We start from the raw sequence: 19,530 nt of genomic DNA, 5'->3' as shown, positions 1-19,530 counted from the left end.
ACGGGGACCGACGCGGGGTTGACCTTGCCAACGGGCGCCCTTACGTTCACCGGGCAGCCAAGTGCGGCCGTGGCCACGGCCGCACGCCTGGCCCGAGGAGGTCGTGCCCGTGCGCCCCACCGCCCCCGCAGCAGACTCCGTGTCCCGAACCCGCCCGGCGAGGCGGGGACACCGGCTCCCCCTGATCCTCGCCGCCGCCCTCGCCGCCGGATCGCTCGCCGGTTGCGGCTCGGGCTCCGGCAGTGACGCGAACACCGTGCGGATCGCGTACAACCGCTCCACCGACAACAAGATCCGCTTCAAGGACGCGTTCCTGGAGGACGTGAAGAAGCAGTTCGAGCGGGGGCACCCCGGCAAGAAGGTGAAGCTGGTGCCGATCCAGGCCGCCGACAACGACTACGCGGCCAAGGTCCAGCAGATGATGCGCTCGCCGAAGACCGCGCCGGACCTGGTGTACGAGGACACGTTCCGCATCAACTCCGACATCGGGGCGGGCTATCTGCGCCCGCTCGACGACCGCCTGGCCAAGTGGGACCAGTGGGGCCAGTTCGTCGACACCGCGAAGGCGGCGGCCCGGGCCGAGGACGGCCGGACGTACGGCGTGCCGGACGGCACCGACACCCGGGGCCTGTGGTTCAACAAGCAGATCTTCGCGAAGGCGGGCCTGCCCGCGAACTGGCAGCCCAGGAACTGGGCGGAGCTCCTGGACGCGGCGCGCACCGTGCGGCGGAAGGTGCCGGGCGTCATCCCGCTCAACGTCTACACCGGCAAGGCGGCCGGCGAGGCCGCGGCCATGCAGGGCTTCGAGATGCTGCTCTACGGCACGGGCGAGAACCCGCTGTACGACCCCGCCGCGAAGAAGTGGGTGTCGGGCTCGCAGGGCTTCAAGGACGCCCTCGACTTCGTACGGACGGTGTACGCGGAGAATCTCGGCCCGGACCCCTCCGACGCCCTCGACCCCAACGTGGGCACCCACCTGGCGACGGACTGGATGCCGAACGGCAAGCTGGCGATCGCCCTGGACGGCTCCTGGCTCGGCCAGAACTGGATCAACAAGGGCCCCAAGGAGTGGCCGGCCTGGTCGGCCGTGCTCGGCCAGGCCCCGATGCCGACCAAGGACGGGCAGGCGCCGGGCAAGGTCTCCATGTCGGGCGGCTGGACCTGGGCGATTCCGGCCAGGGCGGCCAACCCGGATCTCGCCTTCGACTTCGTCGAGGCGATGCAGACGAAGGAGAACGCGGTGAAGTGGGACGTGGCGGACGCCCAGATCGCGGTCCGCAAGGACGTGGCCGCCGATCCGACCTATCTGCACTCCATGCCCGGCATCACCTTCTTCACGGGCCTGGTCCCGTTCACCCACTACCGCCCCGCCCTGCCGGTCTATCCCCAGGTGTCGACCGCGATCGGCGAGGCGATGGAGTCGGTGACGACCGGCGGCTCGGCGGCCTCGGCCGCCAAGGCGTACGACGACCAGCTCAAGTCGATCGCGCGGGGAGCGAGTTGAGCGGCTTCGCGGCGCCGGGAGGCGGGCGGCGCACCCGGGCGCTGCGCTGGCTGCCGATCGCGCCCGCCACCCTGCTCCTGCTGCTCTTCCTGGCCGGGCCCATCGGCTACTGCGTGTACATCGCGTTCACCGACATGCAACTGACCGGCTCCTCGTCGGTCGACTTCGTGGGGTTCGCGAACTTCCGGCGGGCCTTCGCCGATCCGGTGTTCCGCAACGCGGTCTGGCTCACCCTCGTCTTCACCGTGCTGTCCTCGCTGATCGGCCAGAACACACTGGGCCTGGCGCTCGCCGCGCTGATGCGGCGGGCCTCGCGCCCGGTGCGGACGGTGACGGGCGCCCTGGTGATCACGGCCTGGGTCTTGCCGGAGATCGTGGCCGCCTTCCTGCTGTACGCCTTCTTCCGCCGCGAGGGCACCCTGAACGCGATCCTCGGCTGGCTCCATCTACCCACCCAGAACTGGCTGTTCACGCTGCCGGTCCTCGCGGTGTCGTTCGCGAACGTGTGGCGCGGCACCGCGTTCTCCCTGCTGATCTACTCGGCCGCGCTCGCCGAGATCCCGGACGACATCGAGGAGGCCGCGGAGGTCGACGGGGCGAGCGGGGCGCGCCGGTTCTGGCACATCACGCTGCCGATGATCCGCCGCTCGATCGGCACCAACCTCATGCTCAACACCCTCCAGACGCTGTCCGTCTTCGGACTGATCTGGGCGATGACCCGGGGCGGCCCGGGCGACCGGAGCCAGACGCTGCCCGTGTTCATGTACGACCAGGCGTTCCTGAAGAGCCTGATCGGCTACGGCACCGCGGTCGCGCTGCTGCTGCTCCTGGTGGGCTCCCTGTTCTCGATCGTCTACCTGCGGCTCCTGAAGGTGGAGGTGTGAGGGCCGCCCCGGCCCCCCGGGTGCGCCGCCGCACCCGGCAGCGGCTCGCCGCCGACGCGGCGCTGCTGGCGGTGGCGGCGGCCTTCGCGGTGCCGCTCCTGTGGCTGCTGCTCGCCTCCGTCGACCCCGAGGCCGATTTGCGGGTACGGCTCCCAGGATCGGCCACCCCGGACAACTTCTCGGCGGTGCTGACCCCCGACATCACCTTCACCCCGATGCTCAACAGCCTCCTGCTGTGCGGGAGTTCGACGCTGCTCACGGTGGTCTGCGCCGTCCTCGCGGCGTACCCCCTGTCCCGCTACCGCTCGCGCCTGACCCGCCCGTACCTGCTGACGATCCTGTTCACCACGTGCCTGCCCATCACGGCGGTCATGGTCCCGGTGTACGCGCTCTTCGTGCGGGTCGACCTCATCGACACGACGTACGGCACCTCGCTATTCCTGGCCGCCGCCCAACTCCCTTTCGCCATCTGGCTGATGAAGAACTTCATGGACGGGGTGCCGGTCGGCCTGGAGGAGGCCGCCTGGACCGACGGGGCCTCGACGCGACAGGCGCTGGTGCGGGTGGTGCTGCCGCTGATGGGTCCCGGCGTGAGCGTCGTGACGATCTACACCTTCATCATGCTGTGGGGGAACTTCTTCGTCCCCTTCATGCTGCTGCTCTCGCCCGACAGACTCCCGGCCTCGGTCTCGATCTTCACGTTCTTCGGGAACTACGGGTCGGTGGTCTACGGCCAGCTCGCCGCGTTCTCCATCCTCTATTCGACGCCGGTGCTCCTGCTGTACGTCCTGATCGCCCGGCGGCTCGGAGGAGGTTTCGCGCTGTCCGGCGCGGTGAAGGGATAGCGGCGGCGAGCAAACGCTTACCCAACCCTTAGGTAACCCGGACGCCCGCAAAACCGTACTTTCCTCCAATTCACCTTCTTTGGTGGAACACACCGTAGGCAGATGTCACTTACCGTCCTACGGTGTGCGCGTGCACCCCACCCCACCCTTCAACGCCCTCGCGGCCCGCCGACTGCGAGAGGCCCTGGGCATGGCCCCCGGCCACGTCGCCTACGGCATGCGCGCCCAGTACGGCCTGCTGGTCTCGCCGGACACCGTGATGGCGTGGGAGCGGGGGCTCGCCGCACCCGAGGCGCGGGAGCTGACCGCGCTCGCGGGTGTCCTGTGGTGCTCCCCCGGCGACCTCATGGCGGCCGCCTCCACCCTGCGCGAGCACCGCCTCGCGCGCGGTCTGAGCATCGACGACATGGCCCGCCGGGTCGGGCTCGACACCCGGGCCTACCGGGCGATGGAGGACGCGGGGCGCTGGCGCGGCAACGAGCGCCAGTCGGCGGCGCTCGCCGACCTGCTCCAGCTGCCGCTGCGCGACTACGTGACGGCCACCGGCCAGAACGAGGACCTCGCGGAGCTGCTGCGCGGCGCGGTGACCACGCGCTGGCAGGCGTACGTGAAGCCGACGGTGAAGCTGCTTCCGCTGTCCAAGCAGCATGTGGAGGGGGTGCTCGACCAGTTGCACACGGAGTACCAGTCGCACATGGTCGCCACGTTGAACTGGGGCGCGGACAACAACACGGGGGACGCGGGGCGGGACTTCCTCGACCGCATCGTGGACCGCTTCTGGGAACTGGCCCACGGCTGACGCCCATACGCTCCGCGCCTGTCGGGTGGCGAGCAAGGGGTGCCGGGTCCCCTACAGGGGCGCGGGGAACTGCGCGATCGGCCCCCACCGGCCCGCACCCGACATGACCGCGGGGGGCGAGGGGGCCCGGGGGACCTTCGGCCCCCGGGATTGAGGGCCGAGGTCCACGCCGTATGCGGCTAGAAGACGGACTCGGCCTCGTACATCCGGTTGTCCGGCACCGTCTTGAGCGTGGTCACCGCGTGCGCGAGCGGGGCCATCACGATGTCCGTGCCGCGCAGCGCCGTCATGTTGCCGAAGTCGCCGCGGTGCACGGCCTCCACGGCGTGCCAGCCGAAGCGGGTCGCGAGCACCCGGTCGTACGCGGTCGGCACGCCGCCGCGCTGGACGTGACCGAGGATGACCGGGCGGGCCTCCTTGCCCAGGCGCCGCTCCAGTTCGACGGCGAGCCGGTTGCCGATGCCCGCGAAGCGCTCGTGGCCGTACTGGTCGATGGCGCCCTTCTCGTACGGCATCGAGCCCTCGGCGGGGTGCGCCCCCTCGGCGACGCAGACGACCGCGAACTTCTTCCCGCGCGAGAAGCGCTCCTCGACCATCTTGACCAGGTCGTCGACCTGGAAGGGCCGCTCGGGCAGGCAGATGCCGTGGGCGCCGCCGGCCATCCCGGACTCCAGCGCGATCCAGCCCGCGTGCCGCCCCATGACCTCGACGACCATGACGCGCTGGTGGGATTCGGCGGTGGTCTTCAGGCGGTCGATGGCCTCGGTCGCCACCCCCACGGCGGTGTCGAAGCCGAAGGTGCGGTCGGTGGCGGAGATGTCGTTGTCGATCGTCTTGGGCACGCCGACCACGGGCATGCCCGCGTCGGACAGCATGCGGGCCGCGGTGAGCGTGCCCTCGCCGCCGATGGGGATCAGCGCGTCGAGGCCGTAGCGCTTCGCCAACTCGGCGCAGTTCTCGGAGGCTTCGCGCAGCCGGTCGCGCTCCAGGCGGGCGGAGCCGAGGATGGTGCCGCCGCGGGCCAGGATGCCGCTCACGGCGTTGAGGTCGAGCGGACGGAAGTGGCCGTCGAGCAGGCCCTTGAACCCGTCCTCGAACCCGATGACTTCGTCACCGTGGCCGACCACGGCTCGGTGCACGACCGACCGGATCACTGCGTTCAGGCCGGGACAGTCGCCGCCTGCCGTGAGTACTCCGATGCGCATCGTGCTCTGTCTCCTGCTTCGCCGGTCCTGGGACGTCACGCCCGAATCCCCCGTAACGTGAGCAATTCAGATTGTCCCACGCACCCCGGGGCACCCGCCCCTCCTGCTACTCCGACCATGATGGGCGAAGGGCCTTTCGGCCCTGCCGCCGGGCCCTTCGTCCGGCGGGCGCCCTACCCATCCGCAGGGGTATTGTCAAGGGGGCAAGACCGCCCTATGTGGACATTTTCCTGCGACGAAGAACAGGAGAGCACGCGTGACGCGCAGCGTGTACGTGACCGGGATCGACCGGGGAGACGGCCGCCAGGTCATCGAGCTGGGAGTCATGGAGCTCCTGACCCGTCAGGTGGACCGGGTGGGCGTCTTCCGCCCCCTGGTGCACGACGGACCGGACCGGCTGTTCGACCTGCTCCGCGCCCGTTACCGGCTGGCCCAGGACGCGGCCACGGTGTACGGGATGGACTACCACGAGGCGTCCGCGCTCCAGGCGGAGCAGGGTACCGACGAACTCGTCTCCCGGCTCGTCGACAGATTCCACCGGGTGGCCCGCGACTACGAGGTCGTGCTCGTGCTCGGCACCGACTTCGCCGACACCCAGCTCCCCGACGAACTGGCGCTCAACGCCCGGCTCGCGAACGAGTTCGGCGCCTCGGTGATACCGGTGGTCGGCGGCAAGGGCCAGACCGCCGAGTCCGTACGGGCCGAGGCGCGCAACGCCCACCGGGCCTACGACGGGCTCGGCTGCGACGTGCTCGCCATGGTGGTCAACCGGGTCGCCCCGGCCGACCGGCACGACATCGAGGAGCGGCTCGCGGCCCGGCTGCCGGTGCCCTGCTACGTACTGCCGGACGAGCCCGCGCTCTCCGCGCCCACCGTCGCCCAGATCGCCGCGGCCCTCGACGGCACGGTGCTGCTCGGCGACGACGCCGGGCTCGCGCGCGACGCCCTCGACTTCGTCTTCGGCGGCGCGATGCTGCCGAACTTCCTGAACGCCCTGACCCCGGGCTGCCTGGTCGTGACGCCGGGCGACCGCGCCGACCTGGTGGTGGGCTCGCTGGCCGCGCACAGCGCCGGCACCCCGCCCATCGCGGGCGTGCTCCTCACCCTCGACGAGCGGCCCGGCCAGGCGATCCTCACCCTCGCCGACCGCCTCGCACCCGGCACCCCGGTGGTCGCGGTCAGCCACGGCTCCTTCCCCACCGCGCAGGAACTCTTCGCCCTGGAAGGGAAGTTGAACGCGTCCACCCCGCGCAAGGCGGAGACCGCGCTCGGCCTCTTCGAGCGGCACGTGGACACCGCCGACCTGCTGCGCCGCCTCTCGGTGGCCCGCAGCGGCCGGGTCACCCCGATGATGTTCGAGCACGAGCTCCTGGAGCAGGCCCGCTCCGACCGCCGCCGGGTCGTACTGCCCGAGGGCACCGAGGACCGGGTGCTGCGCGCGGCCGATGTGCTCCTTCGCCGGGACGTGTGCGAGCTGACGCTGCTCGGCGACGTGGAGGCGATCCGCAAGAAGGCCGCCGACCTCGGCATCGACGTCGTCAAGTGCCAGATCATCGACCCGGCGACCTCCGAGCTGCGCCAGCGCTTCGCCGAGCGCTACGCCCAGCTGCGCGCCCACAAGGGCGTCACCGTGGAGCTGGCGTACGACGTGGTGGCGGACGTGAACTACTTCGGCACGCTGATGGTCCAGGAGGGCCTGGCCGACGGCATGGTGTCCGGCTCGGTGCACTCCACCGCCGCCACCATCCGCCCCGCCTTCGAGATCATCAAGACGAAGCCGGAGGCCTCGATCGTCTCCTCCGTCTTCTTCATGTGCCTGGCCGACAAGGTCCTGGTGTACGGCGACTGCGCGGTCAACCCGGACCCGAACGCCGAGCAGCTCGCGGACATCGCGGTGCAGGCGGCCGCCACGGCCCAGCGGTTCGGCGTGGACCCGCGGATCGCGATGCTGTCGTACTCGACCGGCACCTCGGGCTCGGGCGCGGACGTCGACAAGGTGCGCGAGGCCACCAAGCTGGTGCGCGAGGCGCGCCCCGACCTGAAGATCGAGGGCCCGATCCAGTACGACGCCGCCGTGGAGCCGTCGGTCGCCGCGACCAAGCTGCCGGAGTCGAAGGTGGCCGGGCAGGCCACCGTGCTGATCTTCCCTGACCTCAACACGGGCAACAACACCTACAAGGCCGTGCAGCGCTCGGCCGGCGCCGTGGCCGTGGGCCCGGTGCTCCAGGGTCTGCGCAAGCCGGTCAACGACCTGTCGCGCGGCGCCCTCGTCCAGGACATCGTCAACACCGTCGCCATCACGGCCATCCAGGCCCAGGCGCAGGGGCAGGAGGCCTCCGCATGACCACCGCCGACCAGGGCACCCGCGTCCTCGTCCTCAACTCCGGGTCCTCCTCGGTGAAGTACCAGCTCCTCGACATGAGCGACTCCTCGCGCCTGGCCGTGGGCCTGGTCGAGCGGATCGGCGAGCAGACCTCGCGGCTCAAGCACACCCCGCTGGCCACCGGCGGCGCGGCGCGCGAGCAGAACGGCCCGATCGCGGACCACGCGGCCGCGCTCAAGGCGGTCGCCGAGGAGCTCAGGGCCGACGGCCTCGGCCTGGACTCACCGGAGTTGGCGGCCATCGGCCACCGGGTGGTGCACGGCGGCCTCAAGTTCAGCGCGCCGACCGTGATCACCGAGGAGGTGCTCGCGGAGATCGAGCGCCTGGTGCCGGTCGCCCCGCTGCACAACCCGGCGAACATCACCGGCATCCGCACCGCCCAGGCGCTGCGCCCCGACCTGCCGCAGGTCGCGGTCTTCGACACCGCCTTCCACACCACGATGCCGGAGTCCGCGGCCCGGTACGCGATCGACGTCGAGACGGCCGACGCGCACCGCATCCGCCGCTACGGCTTCCACGGCACCTCGCACGCGTACGTGTCGCGCGAGACGGCACGGCTGCTCGGCAAGGCGCCCGAGGACGTCAACGTGATCGTGCTGCACCTGGGCAACGGCGCCTCGGCGTCCGCGGTCCGGGGCGGCAGGTGCGTCGACACCTCGATGGGGCTCACCCCGCTCGAAGGCCTGGTCATGGGCACCCGGTCCGGGGACATCGACCCGGCGGTCACCTTCCACCTCAAGCGGGTCGCCGGTATGTCGGCGGACGACATCGACGTACTGCTCAACAAGAAGAGCGGTCTGGTGGGTCTGTGCGGCGACAATGACATGCGGGAGATCCGCCGCCGCTGCGACGAGGGCGACGAGAAGGCACAACTCGCCTTCGACATCTACATTCACCGGCTGAAGAAGTACATAGGCGCCTATTACGCCGTGCTCGGCAAGGTCGACGCGGTCGCGTTCACCGCGGGCGTGGGCGAGAACGCCGCCCCGGTCCGCGAGGCCGCGGTCGCCGGTCTGGAGGAGCTGGGCCTGGCGGTGGACGGCGAGCTCAACGCCGTACGGTCCGACGGCGCGAGGCTGATCTCCCCGGAGTACGCCCGGGTCGCGGTGGCCGTGGTGCCCACGGACGAGGAGCTGGAAATCGCTCAGCAGACGTATGCGCTGGTGGCACCGGAGTTGAATTCCTGACCGGATTTCCGGTTTGCCTGGTCGACACCTGAGCGTCATCCCGCCCATTTGTACATTCCACCAGACGGAATATTCCGTAGCGAAACAAACCGATAGGATCCGCCTTATGCGCCGTTCCAAAATCGTCTGCACACTGGGCCCCGCCGTCGACTCTCACGAGCAGCTCGTCGCTCTGATCGAGGCCGGCATGAGCGTGGCCCGCTTCAACTTCAGCCACGGCTCCCAGGCCGAGCACCAGGCCCGTTACGACCGGGTCCGCAAGGCCGCCGAGGAGACGGGCCGCGCGGTGGGCGTGCTCGCCGACCTCCAGGGCCCGAAGATCCGCCTCGCGAAGTTCGCCGAGGGGCCGGTCGAGCTGGTGCGGGGTGACGAGTTCACCATCACCGCGGAGGACGTTCCCGGCGACAAGTCGATCTGTGGCACCACCTACAAGGGCCTGCCGGGCGACGTCGCCAAGGGCGACCCGATCCTGATCAACGACGGCAACGTCGAGCTCAAGGTCGTCTCCGTCGACGGCCCCCGGGTGAAGACCATCGTCATCGAGGGCGGTGTCATCTCCGACCACAAGGGCATCAACCTGCCCGGTGCGGCGGTCAACGTCCCGGCGCTGTCCGAGAAGGACATCGAGGACCTGCGCTTCGCCCTGCGGATGGGCTGCGACCTGGTCGCGCTCTCCTTCGTCCGCGACGCCGACGACGTCAAGGACGTCCACAAGGTCATGGACGAGGTCGGCCGCCGCGTGCCGGTCATCGCCAAGGTCGAGAAGCCGCAGGCCGTCGCCAACATGGAGGGCGTCGTCGCCGCCTTCGACGGTGTGATGGTGGCCCGTGGCGACCTCGCGGTGGAGTACCCCCTGGAGAAGGTCCCGATGGTGCAGAAGCGCCTCGTGGAGCTCTGCCGCCGCAACGCCAAGCCGGTGATCGTCGCGACCCAGATGATGGAGTCGATGATCACCAACTCGCGGCCGACGCGCGCCGAGGCGTCCGACGTCGCCAACGCGATCCTGGACGGCGCGGACGCGGTCATGCTGTCCGCCGAGTCCTCGGTGGGCGCGTACCCGATCGAGACGGTCAAGACGATGTCGAAGATCGTCGAGGCGGCCGAGGAGGAGCTCCTGTCCAAGGGCCTCCAGCCGCTGGTGCCGGGCAAGAAGCCGCGCACGCAGGGCGGTTCGGTCGCCCGCGCCGCCTGCGAGATCGCGGACTTCCTCAACGGCAAGGCGCTGGTCGCGTTCACCAAGTCCGGTGACACGGCGCGCCGCCTGTCCCGCTACCGCACCTGCCAGCCGATCCTCGCGTTCACCACGGACCCGGGCACCCGCAACCAGCTCGCGCTGAGCTGGGGCGTGGAGACCCACGTCGTTCCGCACGTGGACTCCACCGACGCGATGGTCGACCTGGTCGACGCCGAGCTGCTCAAGCTCAACCGCTACAACGAGGGCGACCTCATGGTCATCACGGCCGGTTCGCCCCCCGGCATCCCCGGCACCACCAACATGGTCCGGGTGCACCACCTCGGCGGCGGCAAGCGGGAGTAACCGTCGGCCGCGCACCCCTGGAGGGCGGCACCCCGTCGCGTACGGGTGCCGCCCTCCGGCGTACGCGCGTCCGGTGAAGGAGGCGTCTCCACGGCGCCCGGGACCGGACGGGATGACGCACTTGTCCGTTCCATGAACAAGGCGTGGCAAATTCCACGGGCGGACGAGTCAATTCCGTAACACCTCCTGGGGTACGTTCACGTGCATGCGTCTTCCCATATCGCCGCAGGTCCGGCACGCACTCGTGGCTCTCACCGCCACCGCGGTCACCGCGGGCGCCGCCGTCGGTCCTGCCGTGGCGAGCGGCCACCCCGCGAAGCCGCCCAAGTCGGCGACGCCCGGAGCGCCCGGTGGCGAGGCGAAGAGGCAGCCGCCGACGAACATGTCACAGGCGGGCGGGGCCCAGTTGGGGCAGCCCGGTGATCAAGTGGGCGCGGGCGCACCGGCGTTGCCGCCCGGCCTCTCGGCCCTTTCCTGGGTGGTGGCGGACGCCGACACGGGTCAGGTGCTCGGGGCGAGGAACGCGCACTGGCCGCTGCCCCCGGCCAGCACCCTGAAGATGCTCTTCGCGGACGCGGTGCTGCCCGCGGTGCCGCACGAAGCGAGCCGCAAGGTCAGCGACGAGGACCTCAAGGGCATGGGCGACGGCAGCAGCGCGGTGGGCATCGTGCCCGGCCAGACGTACGGGGCGCCCGACCTGTGGCGCGGCGTGTTCCTGCGCTCGGGCAACGACGCCGTGCATGTGCTCGCCGCGATGAACGGCGGCGTCGAGAAGACCGTGGCCGACATGCAGAAGAAGGCCGAGGGCCTCGGCGCCAAGGACACCCATGTGCTGAGCCCGGACGGCTACGACGCCCCGGGCCAGGTGTCGTCCGCGTACGACCTGGCGCTGTTCCTGCGGTCGGGCCTGAAGAACAAGGACTTCAAGGACTACTGCGGCACGGCCTACGCCGACTTCCCCGGCGGCCCCAACACCAAGGGCAAGCCGTTCGGGATCTCCAACACCAACCGCATGCTCTCCGGGATCGAGGGGGTGGCCAAGTACCCCGGTCTGATCGGCGGCAAGAACGGTTACACCAGCAACGCGGGCAACACCCTGGCCGAGGCCGCCCAGCGCGACGGCCACACCCTCGTGGTGACGGTGATGAACCCGCAGGAGAACAAGCACGACAAGGTGTACACCGAGATGCGCCAGCTCCTGGACTGGGGCTTCTCGGCGGTCGGCAAGGCCAAGCCGGTCGGCACCCTCGACCCGGCCTCGCCCGCCGCCGACCCGGGCCGCAGCGGGGTCGAGCCGGGAACGGCGGTGGGCTCGTCAGACTCGGGCATGGGCGCGCTCGGCTGGGCGGGCATCGGCGCGGCGGTGGTCGTCGTGGGCGGCGCGGGCTTCCTGGCCCTGAGCCGCCGCCGGAAGGCGAAGCCCCAGGGCGACGCGGTGGGCTGAGCACCCGGCATCCCCGCGCACGGCCCGGCCGCGAGCACGGCATCGAGCGCGGTCCCGGAAACCACCCCGGGCCGCCCCCGCCCCGCAACCGTGGCCCGCTCTCCCCCGGTCGGGGGAGAGCGGGCCACGGTTCAACTGCGGCTCCCGGATGGGTACTTGGGGTTACGTCGTCGGGTTGCCGTTCGTGACGTAGTTGTGGAGGCCGGGGACGGTCAGGGTGCCGCCGAACTGGCCTGCCTGGCGGACGGTCACGTTGGTGAAGAAGGCGAACGGGACGTTCAGCGGGGGCGGGGTGGCCGGGCTGAAGGTGATCGGGATGAGGCCGAAGAGGTTGCCCTTCAGCTCCTCCGTGTACATCGTCACCGTGCCGTTGCGGATCGTCGAGGTGGAGCCGGAGCGCGCCACGACGTGGGCGGTGGTGGGCGTGCCGCCCACGGACGGCCCGTACACCTGCTGGTCCAGGTCCTTGATGTCCACGGACGAGGCCGTGAACTTGAGGACCTTCTTCGTCGTGTCGCCCGCCTTGACCTCGACGATGCCCTCGTAGTTCAGACCGCTCAGGGTGAGCATCGAGCTCTTGAGGATCCAGGGCTGGGTGGGCAGCGTCGGTACGCCGCCGTCCTGCTTCGCCGCGGCGAGCGCCTTCGGGTCGGCGGTCGGGCACGGGAAGGCGGGCTTGGCACCGTCGGGGATGGCGGTGTCCTTCTTCGGGTCCAACCCCTTCGCCGCGTCCGGGAGTTCGGAGACCTTCTGGCCCGCCTCGTCGGCGGCCTTCTTGATCGCGTCCGTCGTGCTGTCGACCGGCTTGCCCTCGGTGGCGGCGGGCTTGGAGGCCTTGGTCGACGGCTTGGGTGCGGCCGTGCTCGCGGTGGGCTTCGGCGCGGGGGCCGTCGACGCGGTGGCGGTGGGCGTCGGGCTCGGCGTGTCGTGGATGCCGAACAGGCCCTTGAGCGCGTCACCCAGGCCCAGCGGGTCCAGCGGGTTGGTGGCCTTGGCGGGCGGCGGACTCGCGGGCTGCTGCGCCGGGGTGTCGGCCGCGGACGGCTTGGCCGCGGGCTGGGCCGGCTTCAGGAGCTTGTCGACCGTGTCCCCGGCCGACCCCGAGGCCGTCGGCGTGGGCGTCTTCGGCTTCGGCGACGCGTTGTCGTCCGCCTTCGACGACGCCGACGGGCTCGGCGAGGCCTTGCCCGACGCGCTGCTCGACGGGCTCGGCGAGGCCGAGGGGCTGTCCGAGCGGGTCACGCAGGGGCCGGGGGCGAACGGGATGTCCGTCTTGTCGTCGGCCATCGCGAGCTTCGGCGTGAGGCTCATGCCGACCAGGACGGCCGTGGGCATCGCGGCGAGAGCCATCGCCTTGCCCGCGGGCATGTGCCACTTGGTCAGCAGTGACTTCCTCGGGGCCGCGTGGCGCGGCCCTCTTCTTTCCCGCGGGTCGCCGCCTCCGGTCGAGTCCAGCTGCGTCTCGTCACCCCGCACTGTTCCTCCCGCCGTTGGCGTCAACTGTCGTGTCGGTTGCGGCGGTTCCGGGCTGTCCTTCACGCGGGCCGGGCACGGTCTGGTCACCCATCGGGGCCACGGGGTCCCCGGTCGTCGGACCGGCGGCCGGCGCACCCCGGCGCTTGGCCTTGCTGGGCACCCACGCCACGGCGAGCGCGCCGCCGAGCATGGACAGCAGGAAGCCGATGACGAAGCCGCCGATGTTGGCCACGGGCAGGGAGATCAGGGCGAGCAGGATGGCCGCGACACCCGCGAACGTCCGCACCACGCTGTGGAACCACATCGTCAGGCCGAGCGTGACCAGCAGTACGCCGATGATCAGCGACCCGGCCCCGGCGGTGGTGGACATGGCCAGCGTGATGTTGCCGAGGTGCATGTTGGCGTACGGGAAGTACGCGATGGGCACGCCGCCGGCCATCGTGAACAGGCCCGCCCAGAACGGTCGACTGCCCCGCCAGGCCCGGAAACGAAGACGCCAGTACTGGAAGTCGCGGGAACCCGTGGTCTCGGCGCTCATGGAAAACAGCTCCCTGGAACCGCTGTTGCTGTGAAAAAGGAGAGGGTCCCGGCGGCCGGGGAGTGCGTGGGGCACCCCCGGCCGTCAGGCGGGGTGCTTAGTAGCACTCCTTGCTGCCCTGGTAGAGCCGCAGGCTCAGGCCGCTGAGCTTGAAGGTTCCGGCGGTGGTCGCCCACGCCTTCTGCTTCACGCCCGTGAGCGTCGCGACTTCCGCGCGCTGGGCGAAGCCGTACGGGTTCACCTGGGGCTTCGCGTTCGGCTGGATGCCCGTCTTGTTGGACGGGTCACCGGCGGCCACACCGATGTCGATGTTCTTGAACTCGGCGTCGGTGTCGAGCTCGGCGACATCGAGGTAGAGGTTCGTCGCCTCGACGGGCTTGTCGGCCTGCGTACCGGCGTTCAGCTGCAGCGTGATGCTGCCGAAGAACGGCACGTCCGGGGTGACGACCGACTGGCACATGTTGCTGATCGTCGCGTCACTGAAGCCGGACACCACGACGGGGTGCGCGGCGTCATTGCCCTTCAGGTCCTTGCCGGTCGCGATCGATCCGTACTGGATCAGGTTGTGACCGACGAGCTTGTCGGCCCGGACCTTGAACTCCTGGCCGGACACGCTGAACGAGGCGGCGAGCGCGCCCTGCGCCAGGCCGACGCCTATCGCGGCCGTGGCGGCCACGCTCGGCACCATGACCAGCGCGAACCGCTTCCATCTGGTCCCGCCACGTACTTGGGACTCCATGACTTTCCTCCTTCTCGGACGTACATCTCCGGGACGGACCCTCAAGGGCTGTCACGGGATGGGAGAAGTGCTACGTCCTCGGGAAGGGGAGCGCACGGGAGGTCGACCGCGTACGACTCGCGCACCTCGTCCGACACCGGCGATCACCCCCGAGCGACAACCACTGGCCACGCGTTCGCGCAACCTGCTGGACAGGCCCTGCCGGAGAGCAGAGACCCCCCTGTCCACGGCCGGTGCCACTGCCACCGGCCGGCCCGGTGGGGACCCAATGGGCGGCAGCACCGAGTGGCTGTCGGGCTGGTGCGTTATTGGACCGAGCGTGGCCGATCGTGGTGCATTCCGGGCCGGGGCACAAGGGGTGTCGTTACTAGCCAGTAACGGCCTGATAACCGAAGCGCGACCGGTCGGCATCGAGCGGGCACACAGGGTGCCGCCGAGTGACCGGACAGAAGAGGAAATCGCCGCTGAAATGCGGACGTAAGAAGCGGCTCAACTTACTGCAAGTAACAGCGGCCGCGTTTACCAAGTTTTGGTAAAGCGCGGCCGCCTCTTGTCTCTCTGTCGCCAAATCGTCCGTCGCACACCGTGCTCGGCACTCATTCGGTGACAGGTCGGTGAACGCCCGAAGACGTCCACGAGTGGGTCAGAAGAGCACCCTCGCCAGCGCCGTTCGCGCCGCCGTGACGCGCGGGTCGTCCCCGCCGATCACCTCGAAGAGCTCGAGGAGCCGGACCCGGGCCGCGTCGCGATCGTCACCGAACGTGCGCCTCACCGTCTCGACGAGCCGGCCGAAGGCGTCCTCCACGTGACCGCCGACCAGATCGAGGTCGGCCGCCGCGATCTGCGCCGCCACGTCGGCGGGCTTCTCGGCGGCGTCCTTGCGGACCTGCTGGGGGTCGAGGGACTGGACCCGCTGGAGCAGTTCGGCCTGGGCGAGGCCGAGCTTGGCCTCGGGGTGACCGGGGTCGTCGCTCAGCACGTTCTTGTACGCCTGGACGGCACCGGCCAGATCGCCCGAGTCGAGGGCGACCACGGCGGCTTCGAGCAGGGCGTCGTACGGGCCCACCGGGGCCTGCGCCGGGGCGGCCGGGGCCGCGGCGCTCGGGTCCACCGCGATGCCGGTCAGGCCGAAGCGCTCCTCGGCGACCTGCACCAGCTGGTCCAGGGTCTCGCGGATCTGCGCCTCCGGGGCCGCGCCCTGGAAGAGCGGCAGCGCCTGGCCGGCGACCACCGCGAAGACGGCCGGGATCCCCTGGATCCCGAACTGCTGCATCAGCATCTGGTTGGCGTCGACGTCGATCTTGGCAAGGAGGAAACGGCCGTTGTACTCGACGGCGAGACGTTCGAGCAGGGGGCCGAGCTGCTTGCAGGGCTCGCACCACTCGGCCCAGAAGTCGATGACGACCGGCACCTCGGAGGAGCGGGTCAGGACGTCGCGTTCGAAGGAGGCCTCGTCGACGTCGATGACGAGGGCGGACGGCGCGACCGCCGGGACCCCGCCCTGGCGGGCCGCTTCGGCTCGCGCCTGCTCCGCCTTGCTCTTGGCCTCACCGGCCGCCTTCACCGCGGCGAGGTCGACGACGCCGCTCATGGACATGTTCCTAGGCTGCATGCGTACATCCTCCCCCTTCCGCGACGGTGCGTGGTGATCCGGTGGCAGGATCCGGGCCCACCCGCCGCCTCCCGCCGGATTGCGAGACATCGGGTGAACACGGACCGGCCGTGGTGTTTCCTGGTGGCACCCGGGTCCCCACCCCGGCGCCGGTGACATGTGGTTGTCGCGGAAGGCCGCTCAAGGCTTTCGCTACGAGCCGTAGCGTAACTGGTGCGGCCCCGGCGCACAGGGTGATCTCGCGCACACCGCACGCCCCCTGGCGCGATTGCTACCGGCCGGTATGGTCGCCGTCATGCCTTCTTCATCCCGAGCCGCGAGACCGTCCTGTACGGGTCGTACGGGTCGGCCCCGCAGCGCCGAGGCCGATGCCGCGATCCTGCTGGCGACCCGGGAGGCGCTGGTCGACCTGGGCTGGTCGAAGCTGACGATGGGGGACGTGGCGACCCGGGCCGGGGTCGCCAAGACGACGCTCTACCGCCGCTGGGCGGGCAAGAACGAGCTCGTCGTGGACGCGGTCGCCGTCCTCTTCGACGAGCTCGAACTCCCCGATCTGGGCAGCCTGGTGGCTGACGTGGAGGGCGTGGTCCTCCAGTTCGGGGCGCTCCTGGAACGACCCGAGACGAAGAACGCGCTCATGGCGGTGGTGGCCGAATCCACCCGGGACGACGCCCTGCGCGGGCGCATCAGGTCGGCCATCGTCGACCGCCAGAAGCGGCTGGTTCTGGTCGGCCGCGAACGCGCGCAGGCCCGCGGCGAACTCCCCTACGAGCCCGACCCCGCGGTCTCCGCCCGCCACACCGACCTGATCTTCGACGTGGTGGCCGGCGCGGTGGTGCACCGGGCACTGGTCAGCGCGGAGCCCGTGGACGAGGAGTGGGCCCGCGACTTCACCCTCTTGATCTGCTCGGGGCTGGCCGCGACGGCCTGAACGGATGGTGCGGGCGGAGAGCGATCCCGTCTGCCGTCCCGCCTCCCGCCTGCGCCCGCCCCTTTCCCTCCGTCGCCGGAAGCTGACAGGCTCGGGTCATGGGACGAGTTCCGGGGTGGCCCGACGAACCGGGCGGCGTCCACTGGGAAGGCAGGCGGAAGGAGCCGGTCGGCGTCGCGGGAGGCTGCCTGACCTGCTTCCTGCTGCTCGTCATCGGTGTCGCCGCCCTCGCGCTGTGGGCGATCTTCGGCTTCCTCGCGCGAGGGCCCGGCGGATTCTGAACGCTCAGACCTGATACCGCCCCGGCGCGAACAGGTGCAGGTTCTCCTCGACCCATCGCGAGGTCTGCTTCAGGCCTTCCTCCAGGCTGACTTCCGGCTGCCAGCCCGCCCATGCGCGGGCCCGCGTGTTGTCGGAAAGCAGTCGCTCCACCTCGCTGCCCGACGGGCGCAGGCGGGCCGGGTCGACCACCACCGAGGCATCCCGGCCCGAGGCGACGATGAGGGCCTGCGCGAGGTCGCCGATCGCGATCTCGCGGCCCGTGCCCAGGTTCACCACCTCGCCGAGCGCACGGTCGCACTCGGCGACCGCGAGGAAGCCCCGGGCGGTGTCGCTCACGTACGTGAAGTCACGCGTCGGGGTCAGCGAGCCGAGCTTGATCTCCCGTACGCCCGCGTGCAGTTGGGCCAGGATGGTGGGGATGACGGCGCGGGCGGACTGGCGCGGGCCGTAGGTGTTGAAGGGGCGCACCACCGTCACCGGAAGTTCGAAGGCGTGCCAGTGCGAGAGCGCCATCATGTCGGCGCCGATCTTGGAGGCGGAGTACGGCGACTGCGGCTGGAGCGGGTGCCGCTCGCTGATCGGCGCGGTGCGGGCGGTGCCGTACACCTCGCTGGTGGAGGTGTGGACGAGGCGGCGGACCGCGTGGCGACGGCAGGCCTCGGCGATGTTCTCGGTGCCGACGACGTTCGTCTGCACATAGGCGCCCGGGGAGTCGTAGCTGTACGGGATGCCGATGAGGGCCGCGAGGTGGAAGACGGTGTCGCAGCCCTCGACCGCGTCCGAGACGCGGCCCGCGTCGCGGACGTCCCCCGCGACCATCTCCACCTGGGGGTGGCCGATGAGGTGGGCGAGGAAGCCCTTCTCGGCGTACGGCTTGTAGTGCACGAACGCCCGGACGTTCGCGCCGCGTTCGACGAGCAGGTCGACCAGCGTCGAGCCGATGAAGCCCTCGGCGCCGGTGACGAGGACGGTGCGGTTGTGCCACGTGTTCACAGTGCTCATGCTGCGTACTCCCTGGTGTACGAGGTGGGGTAGGAGGCGAGTTCGAGGACCTTGGCGGCCAGCAGGTCGGCGGCTCGGGCGTGGTTGCCGGGGTCGGCGGCGCCGCTCATCGCGGCGAGCCGGGCCGGGTCGGCGAGCAGGGGCTCGATGAGTCCCGCCAGCCGGAACGCGGTGGTCTCGGCGTCCGGCACGAGCAGCCCCGCGCCCGCGTCGGAGAGGACCCGCGCGTTGTGGGTCTGGTGGTCGCCGGGCGCGTGCGGATAGGGCACGAGGACGGCGGGCACGCCGGTGGCGGCGAGTTCGGCGACGGTCGCGGACCCGGCCCGGCACACGACCAGGTCGGCGGCGGCGTACGCCAGGTCCATCCGGTCGAGGTAGGGCACCGCCCGCGCCCCGGGAAGACCCGCCAACTGGAGCTCGGTGTCGGCCAGTTGGGCCGGGCCCGTCTTGATCAGGAGGTGGACGTCGGTCCGGTCCCGCCAGTGGTGGGCGAGGCCGATCGCCGCCGCGGTGAGCCGGGCCGCGCCCAGGCTGCCGCCGTTGACGAGGACGAGGCGCGCCCCGGGCGGCACGCCGAGCGCGCGGCGGGCTCCGGCGCGCATCGTGGGGCGGTCGAGCGCTGCCAGCGAGGCGGCGATGGGCATGCCGGTGGTGACCGCGTCCTGGCCGCCCGACAGATGGGCGCGGCTGCGGTCGAAGGCGACCGCGATGTTCGGGGTGAGCCGGGCGGCGAACTGGTTGGCGCGGCCCGGCACGGCGTTGGACTCGTGGATCAGGCTGGGCAGCCCTGCCATCCTCGCGCCGACGATCACGGGCGCGCTCGGATAGCCGCCCATGCCGACCGCGACCTGGGCGCCCTGCGCCTTGAGGATGGCCCGGCACTGCGCGCCCGACTTCAGCAGCGCGGCGGGCAGGAGGTACCGCTTGGCGCCGAGCGAGGGGTCGAAGGGGATCATGTCGACGGTGTGCAGGAGGTGCCCGGCGCCGGGTATGAGCTCGCCCTCCAGGCCCCGGGTCGTGCCGACGAAGGAGATCACCGCGTCGGGAACGGCCCGCCGCAGCGCCTCGGCGAGCGCGAGCCCGGGGTAGATGTGCCCTCCGGTACCGCCCGCTCCGATCACTACTGACAATGGTGTGCGCATGGCACCGAGGTTCACGGGGC

17 protein-coding genes are annotated in these 19,530 nt (G+C 70.9%); 10 read left to right on the top strand and 7 right to left on the bottom strand.

The genetic code is table 11. The features are described from left to right. Positions 1-109: 109 nt before the first annotated feature. From AC07F3_RS25325 to AC07F3_RS25310, 4 genes are all read left to right on the top strand, one after another. Complete coding sequence (locus tag AC07F3_RS25325) at positions 110-1,504, top strand: extracellular solute-binding protein (RefSeq protein ID WP_479116721.1); 1,395 nt, start codon at positions 110-112, stop codon at positions 1,502-1,504. After that, on the top strand, positions 1,501-2,388 hold the full coding sequence (locus AC07F3_RS25320; protein ID WP_479116720.1) for a carbohydrate ABC transporter permease: 888 nt from the start codon (positions 1,501-1,503) through the stop codon (positions 2,386-2,388). The genes AC07F3_RS25325 and AC07F3_RS25320 overlap by 4 nt, the downstream gene beginning before the upstream one ends. Continuing rightward, a complete protein-coding gene (locus AC07F3_RS25315; RefSeq protein WP_479116719.1) occupies positions 2,385-3,233 on the top strand; it encodes a carbohydrate ABC transporter permease in 849 nt (282 codons plus the stop codon). The genes AC07F3_RS25320 and AC07F3_RS25315 overlap by 4 nt, the downstream gene beginning before the upstream one ends. Before the next feature lie 124 nt (positions 3,234-3,357). Beyond that, positions 3,358-4,032 carry a helix-turn-helix domain-containing protein gene (locus tag AC07F3_RS25310; RefSeq protein WP_479116718.1) on the top strand — a complete coding sequence of 225 codons (675 nt, stop codon included), beginning with the start codon at positions 3,358-3,360 and terminating at the stop codon, positions 4,030-4,032. 179 nt (positions 4,033-4,211) lie between these two features. On the opposite strand, the gene AC07F3_RS25305 is transcribed toward AC07F3_RS25310, so the two are convergent. Then, positions 4,212-5,237 (bottom strand): ATP-dependent 6-phosphofructokinase, encoded by a 1,026-nt coding sequence (locus tag AC07F3_RS25305; protein ID WP_469839814.1) that lies wholly within the window; start codon positions 5,235-5,237, stop codon positions 4,212-4,214. Positions 5,238-5,493: 256 nt separating this feature from the next. On the opposite strand from AC07F3_RS25305, the gene pta reads away from it, so the two are divergent. The 4 genes from pta (at position 5,494) to AC07F3_RS25285 (ending at position 11,788) form a co-directional block, all read left to right on the top strand. After that, positions 5,494-7,581, top strand: coding sequence for a phosphate acetyltransferase (pta, locus tag AC07F3_RS25300; protein WP_479116717.1), 2,088 nt, complete (start codon positions 5,494-5,496; stop codon positions 7,579-7,581). Then, the gene (locus AC07F3_RS25295; RefSeq protein WP_479116716.1) at positions 7,578-8,807 is read left to right on the top strand and encodes an acetate kinase; all 1,230 of its coding nucleotides are present in this window, start codon (positions 7,578-7,580) and stop codon (positions 8,805-8,807) included. Before pta ends, AC07F3_RS25295 begins: the two co-directional genes overlap by 4 nt. A 106-nt stretch (positions 8,808-8,913) precedes the next feature. Beyond that, the gene (gene pyk, locus AC07F3_RS25290; protein WP_479116715.1) at positions 8,914-10,344 is read left to right on the top strand and encodes a pyruvate kinase; all 1,431 of its coding nucleotides are present in this window, start codon (positions 8,914-8,916) and stop codon (positions 10,342-10,344) included. Positions 10,345-10,549: 205 nt separating this feature from the next. Further along, on the top strand, positions 10,550-11,788 hold the full coding sequence (locus tag AC07F3_RS25285; protein WP_479116714.1) for a D-alanyl-D-alanine carboxypeptidase family protein: 1,239 nt from the start codon (positions 10,550-10,552) through the stop codon (positions 11,786-11,788). 162 nt (positions 11,789-11,950) lie between these two features. On the opposite strand, the gene AC07F3_RS25280 is transcribed toward AC07F3_RS25285, so the two are convergent. From AC07F3_RS25280 to AC07F3_RS25265, 4 genes are all read right to left on the bottom strand, one after another. Next, positions 11,951-13,264 carry a hypothetical protein gene (locus AC07F3_RS25280; RefSeq protein WP_479116713.1) on the bottom strand — a complete coding sequence of 438 codons (1,314 nt, stop codon included), beginning with the start codon at positions 13,262-13,264 and terminating at the stop codon, positions 11,951-11,953. Continuing rightward, a complete protein-coding gene (locus tag AC07F3_RS25275) occupies positions 13,254-13,802 on the bottom strand; it encodes a DUF6114 domain-containing protein (RefSeq protein WP_479116712.1) in 549 nt (182 codons plus the stop codon). Before AC07F3_RS25275 ends, AC07F3_RS25280 begins: the two co-directional genes overlap by 11 nt. Positions 13,803-13,899: 97 nt before the next feature. Further along, positions 13,900-14,541, bottom strand: a complete 642-nt coding sequence (locus AC07F3_RS25270; RefSeq protein WP_479116711.1) for a DUF6230 family protein — start codon at positions 14,539-14,541, stop codon at positions 13,900-13,902. A 643-nt stretch (positions 14,542-15,184) separates the two neighbouring features. Next, on the bottom strand, positions 15,185-16,153 hold the full coding sequence (locus AC07F3_RS25265) for a tetratricopeptide repeat protein (RefSeq protein ID WP_479116710.1): 969 nt from the start codon (positions 16,151-16,153) through the stop codon (positions 15,185-15,187). Positions 16,154-16,448: 295 nt separating this feature from the next. Between AC07F3_RS25265 and AC07F3_RS25260 the strand changes: the two genes are divergently transcribed. Together AC07F3_RS25260 and AC07F3_RS25255 are read left to right on the top strand one after the other, a co-directional pair. Next, a complete protein-coding gene (locus AC07F3_RS25260; RefSeq protein ID WP_469839821.1) occupies positions 16,449-17,084 on the top strand; it encodes a TetR/AcrR family transcriptional regulator in 636 nt (211 codons plus the stop codon). 98 nt (positions 17,085-17,182) lie between these two features. Continuing rightward, entirely contained in the window at positions 17,183-17,365 is a 183-nt protein-coding gene (locus AC07F3_RS25255; RefSeq protein WP_479116709.1) for a hypothetical protein, read from the top strand. Between the two features lie 4 nt (positions 17,366-17,369). On the opposite strand, the gene AC07F3_RS25250 is transcribed toward AC07F3_RS25255, so the two are convergent. Both AC07F3_RS25250 and AC07F3_RS25245 read right to left on the bottom strand, forming a co-directional pair. Further along, positions 17,370-18,368, bottom strand: a complete 999-nt coding sequence (locus AC07F3_RS25250; protein ID WP_479116708.1) for an SDR family NAD(P)-dependent oxidoreductase — start codon at positions 18,366-18,368, stop codon at positions 17,370-17,372. Next, positions 18,365-19,510, bottom strand: coding sequence for a UDP-N-acetylglucosamine--N-acetylmuramyl-(pentapeptide) pyrophosphoryl-undecaprenol N-acetylglucosamine transferase (locus AC07F3_RS25245; protein WP_479116707.1), 1,146 nt, complete (start codon positions 19,508-19,510; stop codon positions 18,365-18,367). The genes AC07F3_RS25250 and AC07F3_RS25245 overlap by 4 nt, the downstream gene beginning before the upstream one ends. Between the last annotated feature and the right edge of the window lie 20 nt (positions 19,511-19,530).

It is taken from the genome of Streptomyces sp. NPDC045846, assembly GCF_056431605.1.
Note: the sequence above shows the minus strand (reverse complement) of the source record. Positions and strands in the feature narration are given on the sequence as shown.

Coding starts and splice junctions, on each gene's coding strand:
- AC07F3_RS25305 (WP_469839814.1), bottom strand. CDS start 5,237: ATGCGCATCGGAGTACTCACGGCAGGCGGCGACTGTCCCGGCCTGAAC.
- AC07F3_RS25295 (WP_479116716.1), top strand. CDS start 7,578: ATGACCACCGCCGACCAGGGCACCCGCGTCCTCGTCCTCAACTCCGGG.
- pyk (WP_479116715.1), top strand. CDS start 8,914: ATGCGCCGTTCCAAAATCGTCTGCACACTGGGCCCCGCCGTCGACTCT.
- AC07F3_RS25285 (WP_479116714.1), top strand. CDS start 10,550: ATGCGTCTTCCCATATCGCCGCAGGTCCGGCACGCACTCGTGGCTCTC.
- AC07F3_RS25275 (WP_479116712.1), bottom strand. CDS start 13,802: ATGAGCGCCGAGACCACGGGTTCCCGCGACTTCCAGTACTGGCGTCTT.
- AC07F3_RS25270 (WP_479116711.1), bottom strand. CDS start 14,541: ATGGAGTCCCAAGTACGTGGCGGGACCAGATGGAAGCGGTTCGCGCTG.
- AC07F3_RS25265 (WP_479116710.1), bottom strand. CDS start 16,153: ATGCAGCCTAGGAACATGTCCATGAGCGGCGTCGTCGACCTCGCCGCG.
- AC07F3_RS25260 (WP_469839821.1), top strand. CDS start 16,449: ATGCCTTCTTCATCCCGAGCCGCGAGACCGTCCTGTACGGGTCGTACG.
- AC07F3_RS25255 (WP_479116709.1), top strand. CDS start 17,183: ATGGGACGAGTTCCGGGGTGGCCCGACGAACCGGGCGGCGTCCACTGG.
- AC07F3_RS25250 (WP_479116708.1), bottom strand. CDS start 18,368: ATGAGCACTGTGAACACGTGGCACAACCGCACCGTCCTCGTCACCGGC.
- AC07F3_RS25245 (WP_479116707.1), bottom strand. CDS start 19,510: ATGCGCACACCATTGTCAGTAGTGATCGGAGCGGGCGGTACCGGAGGG.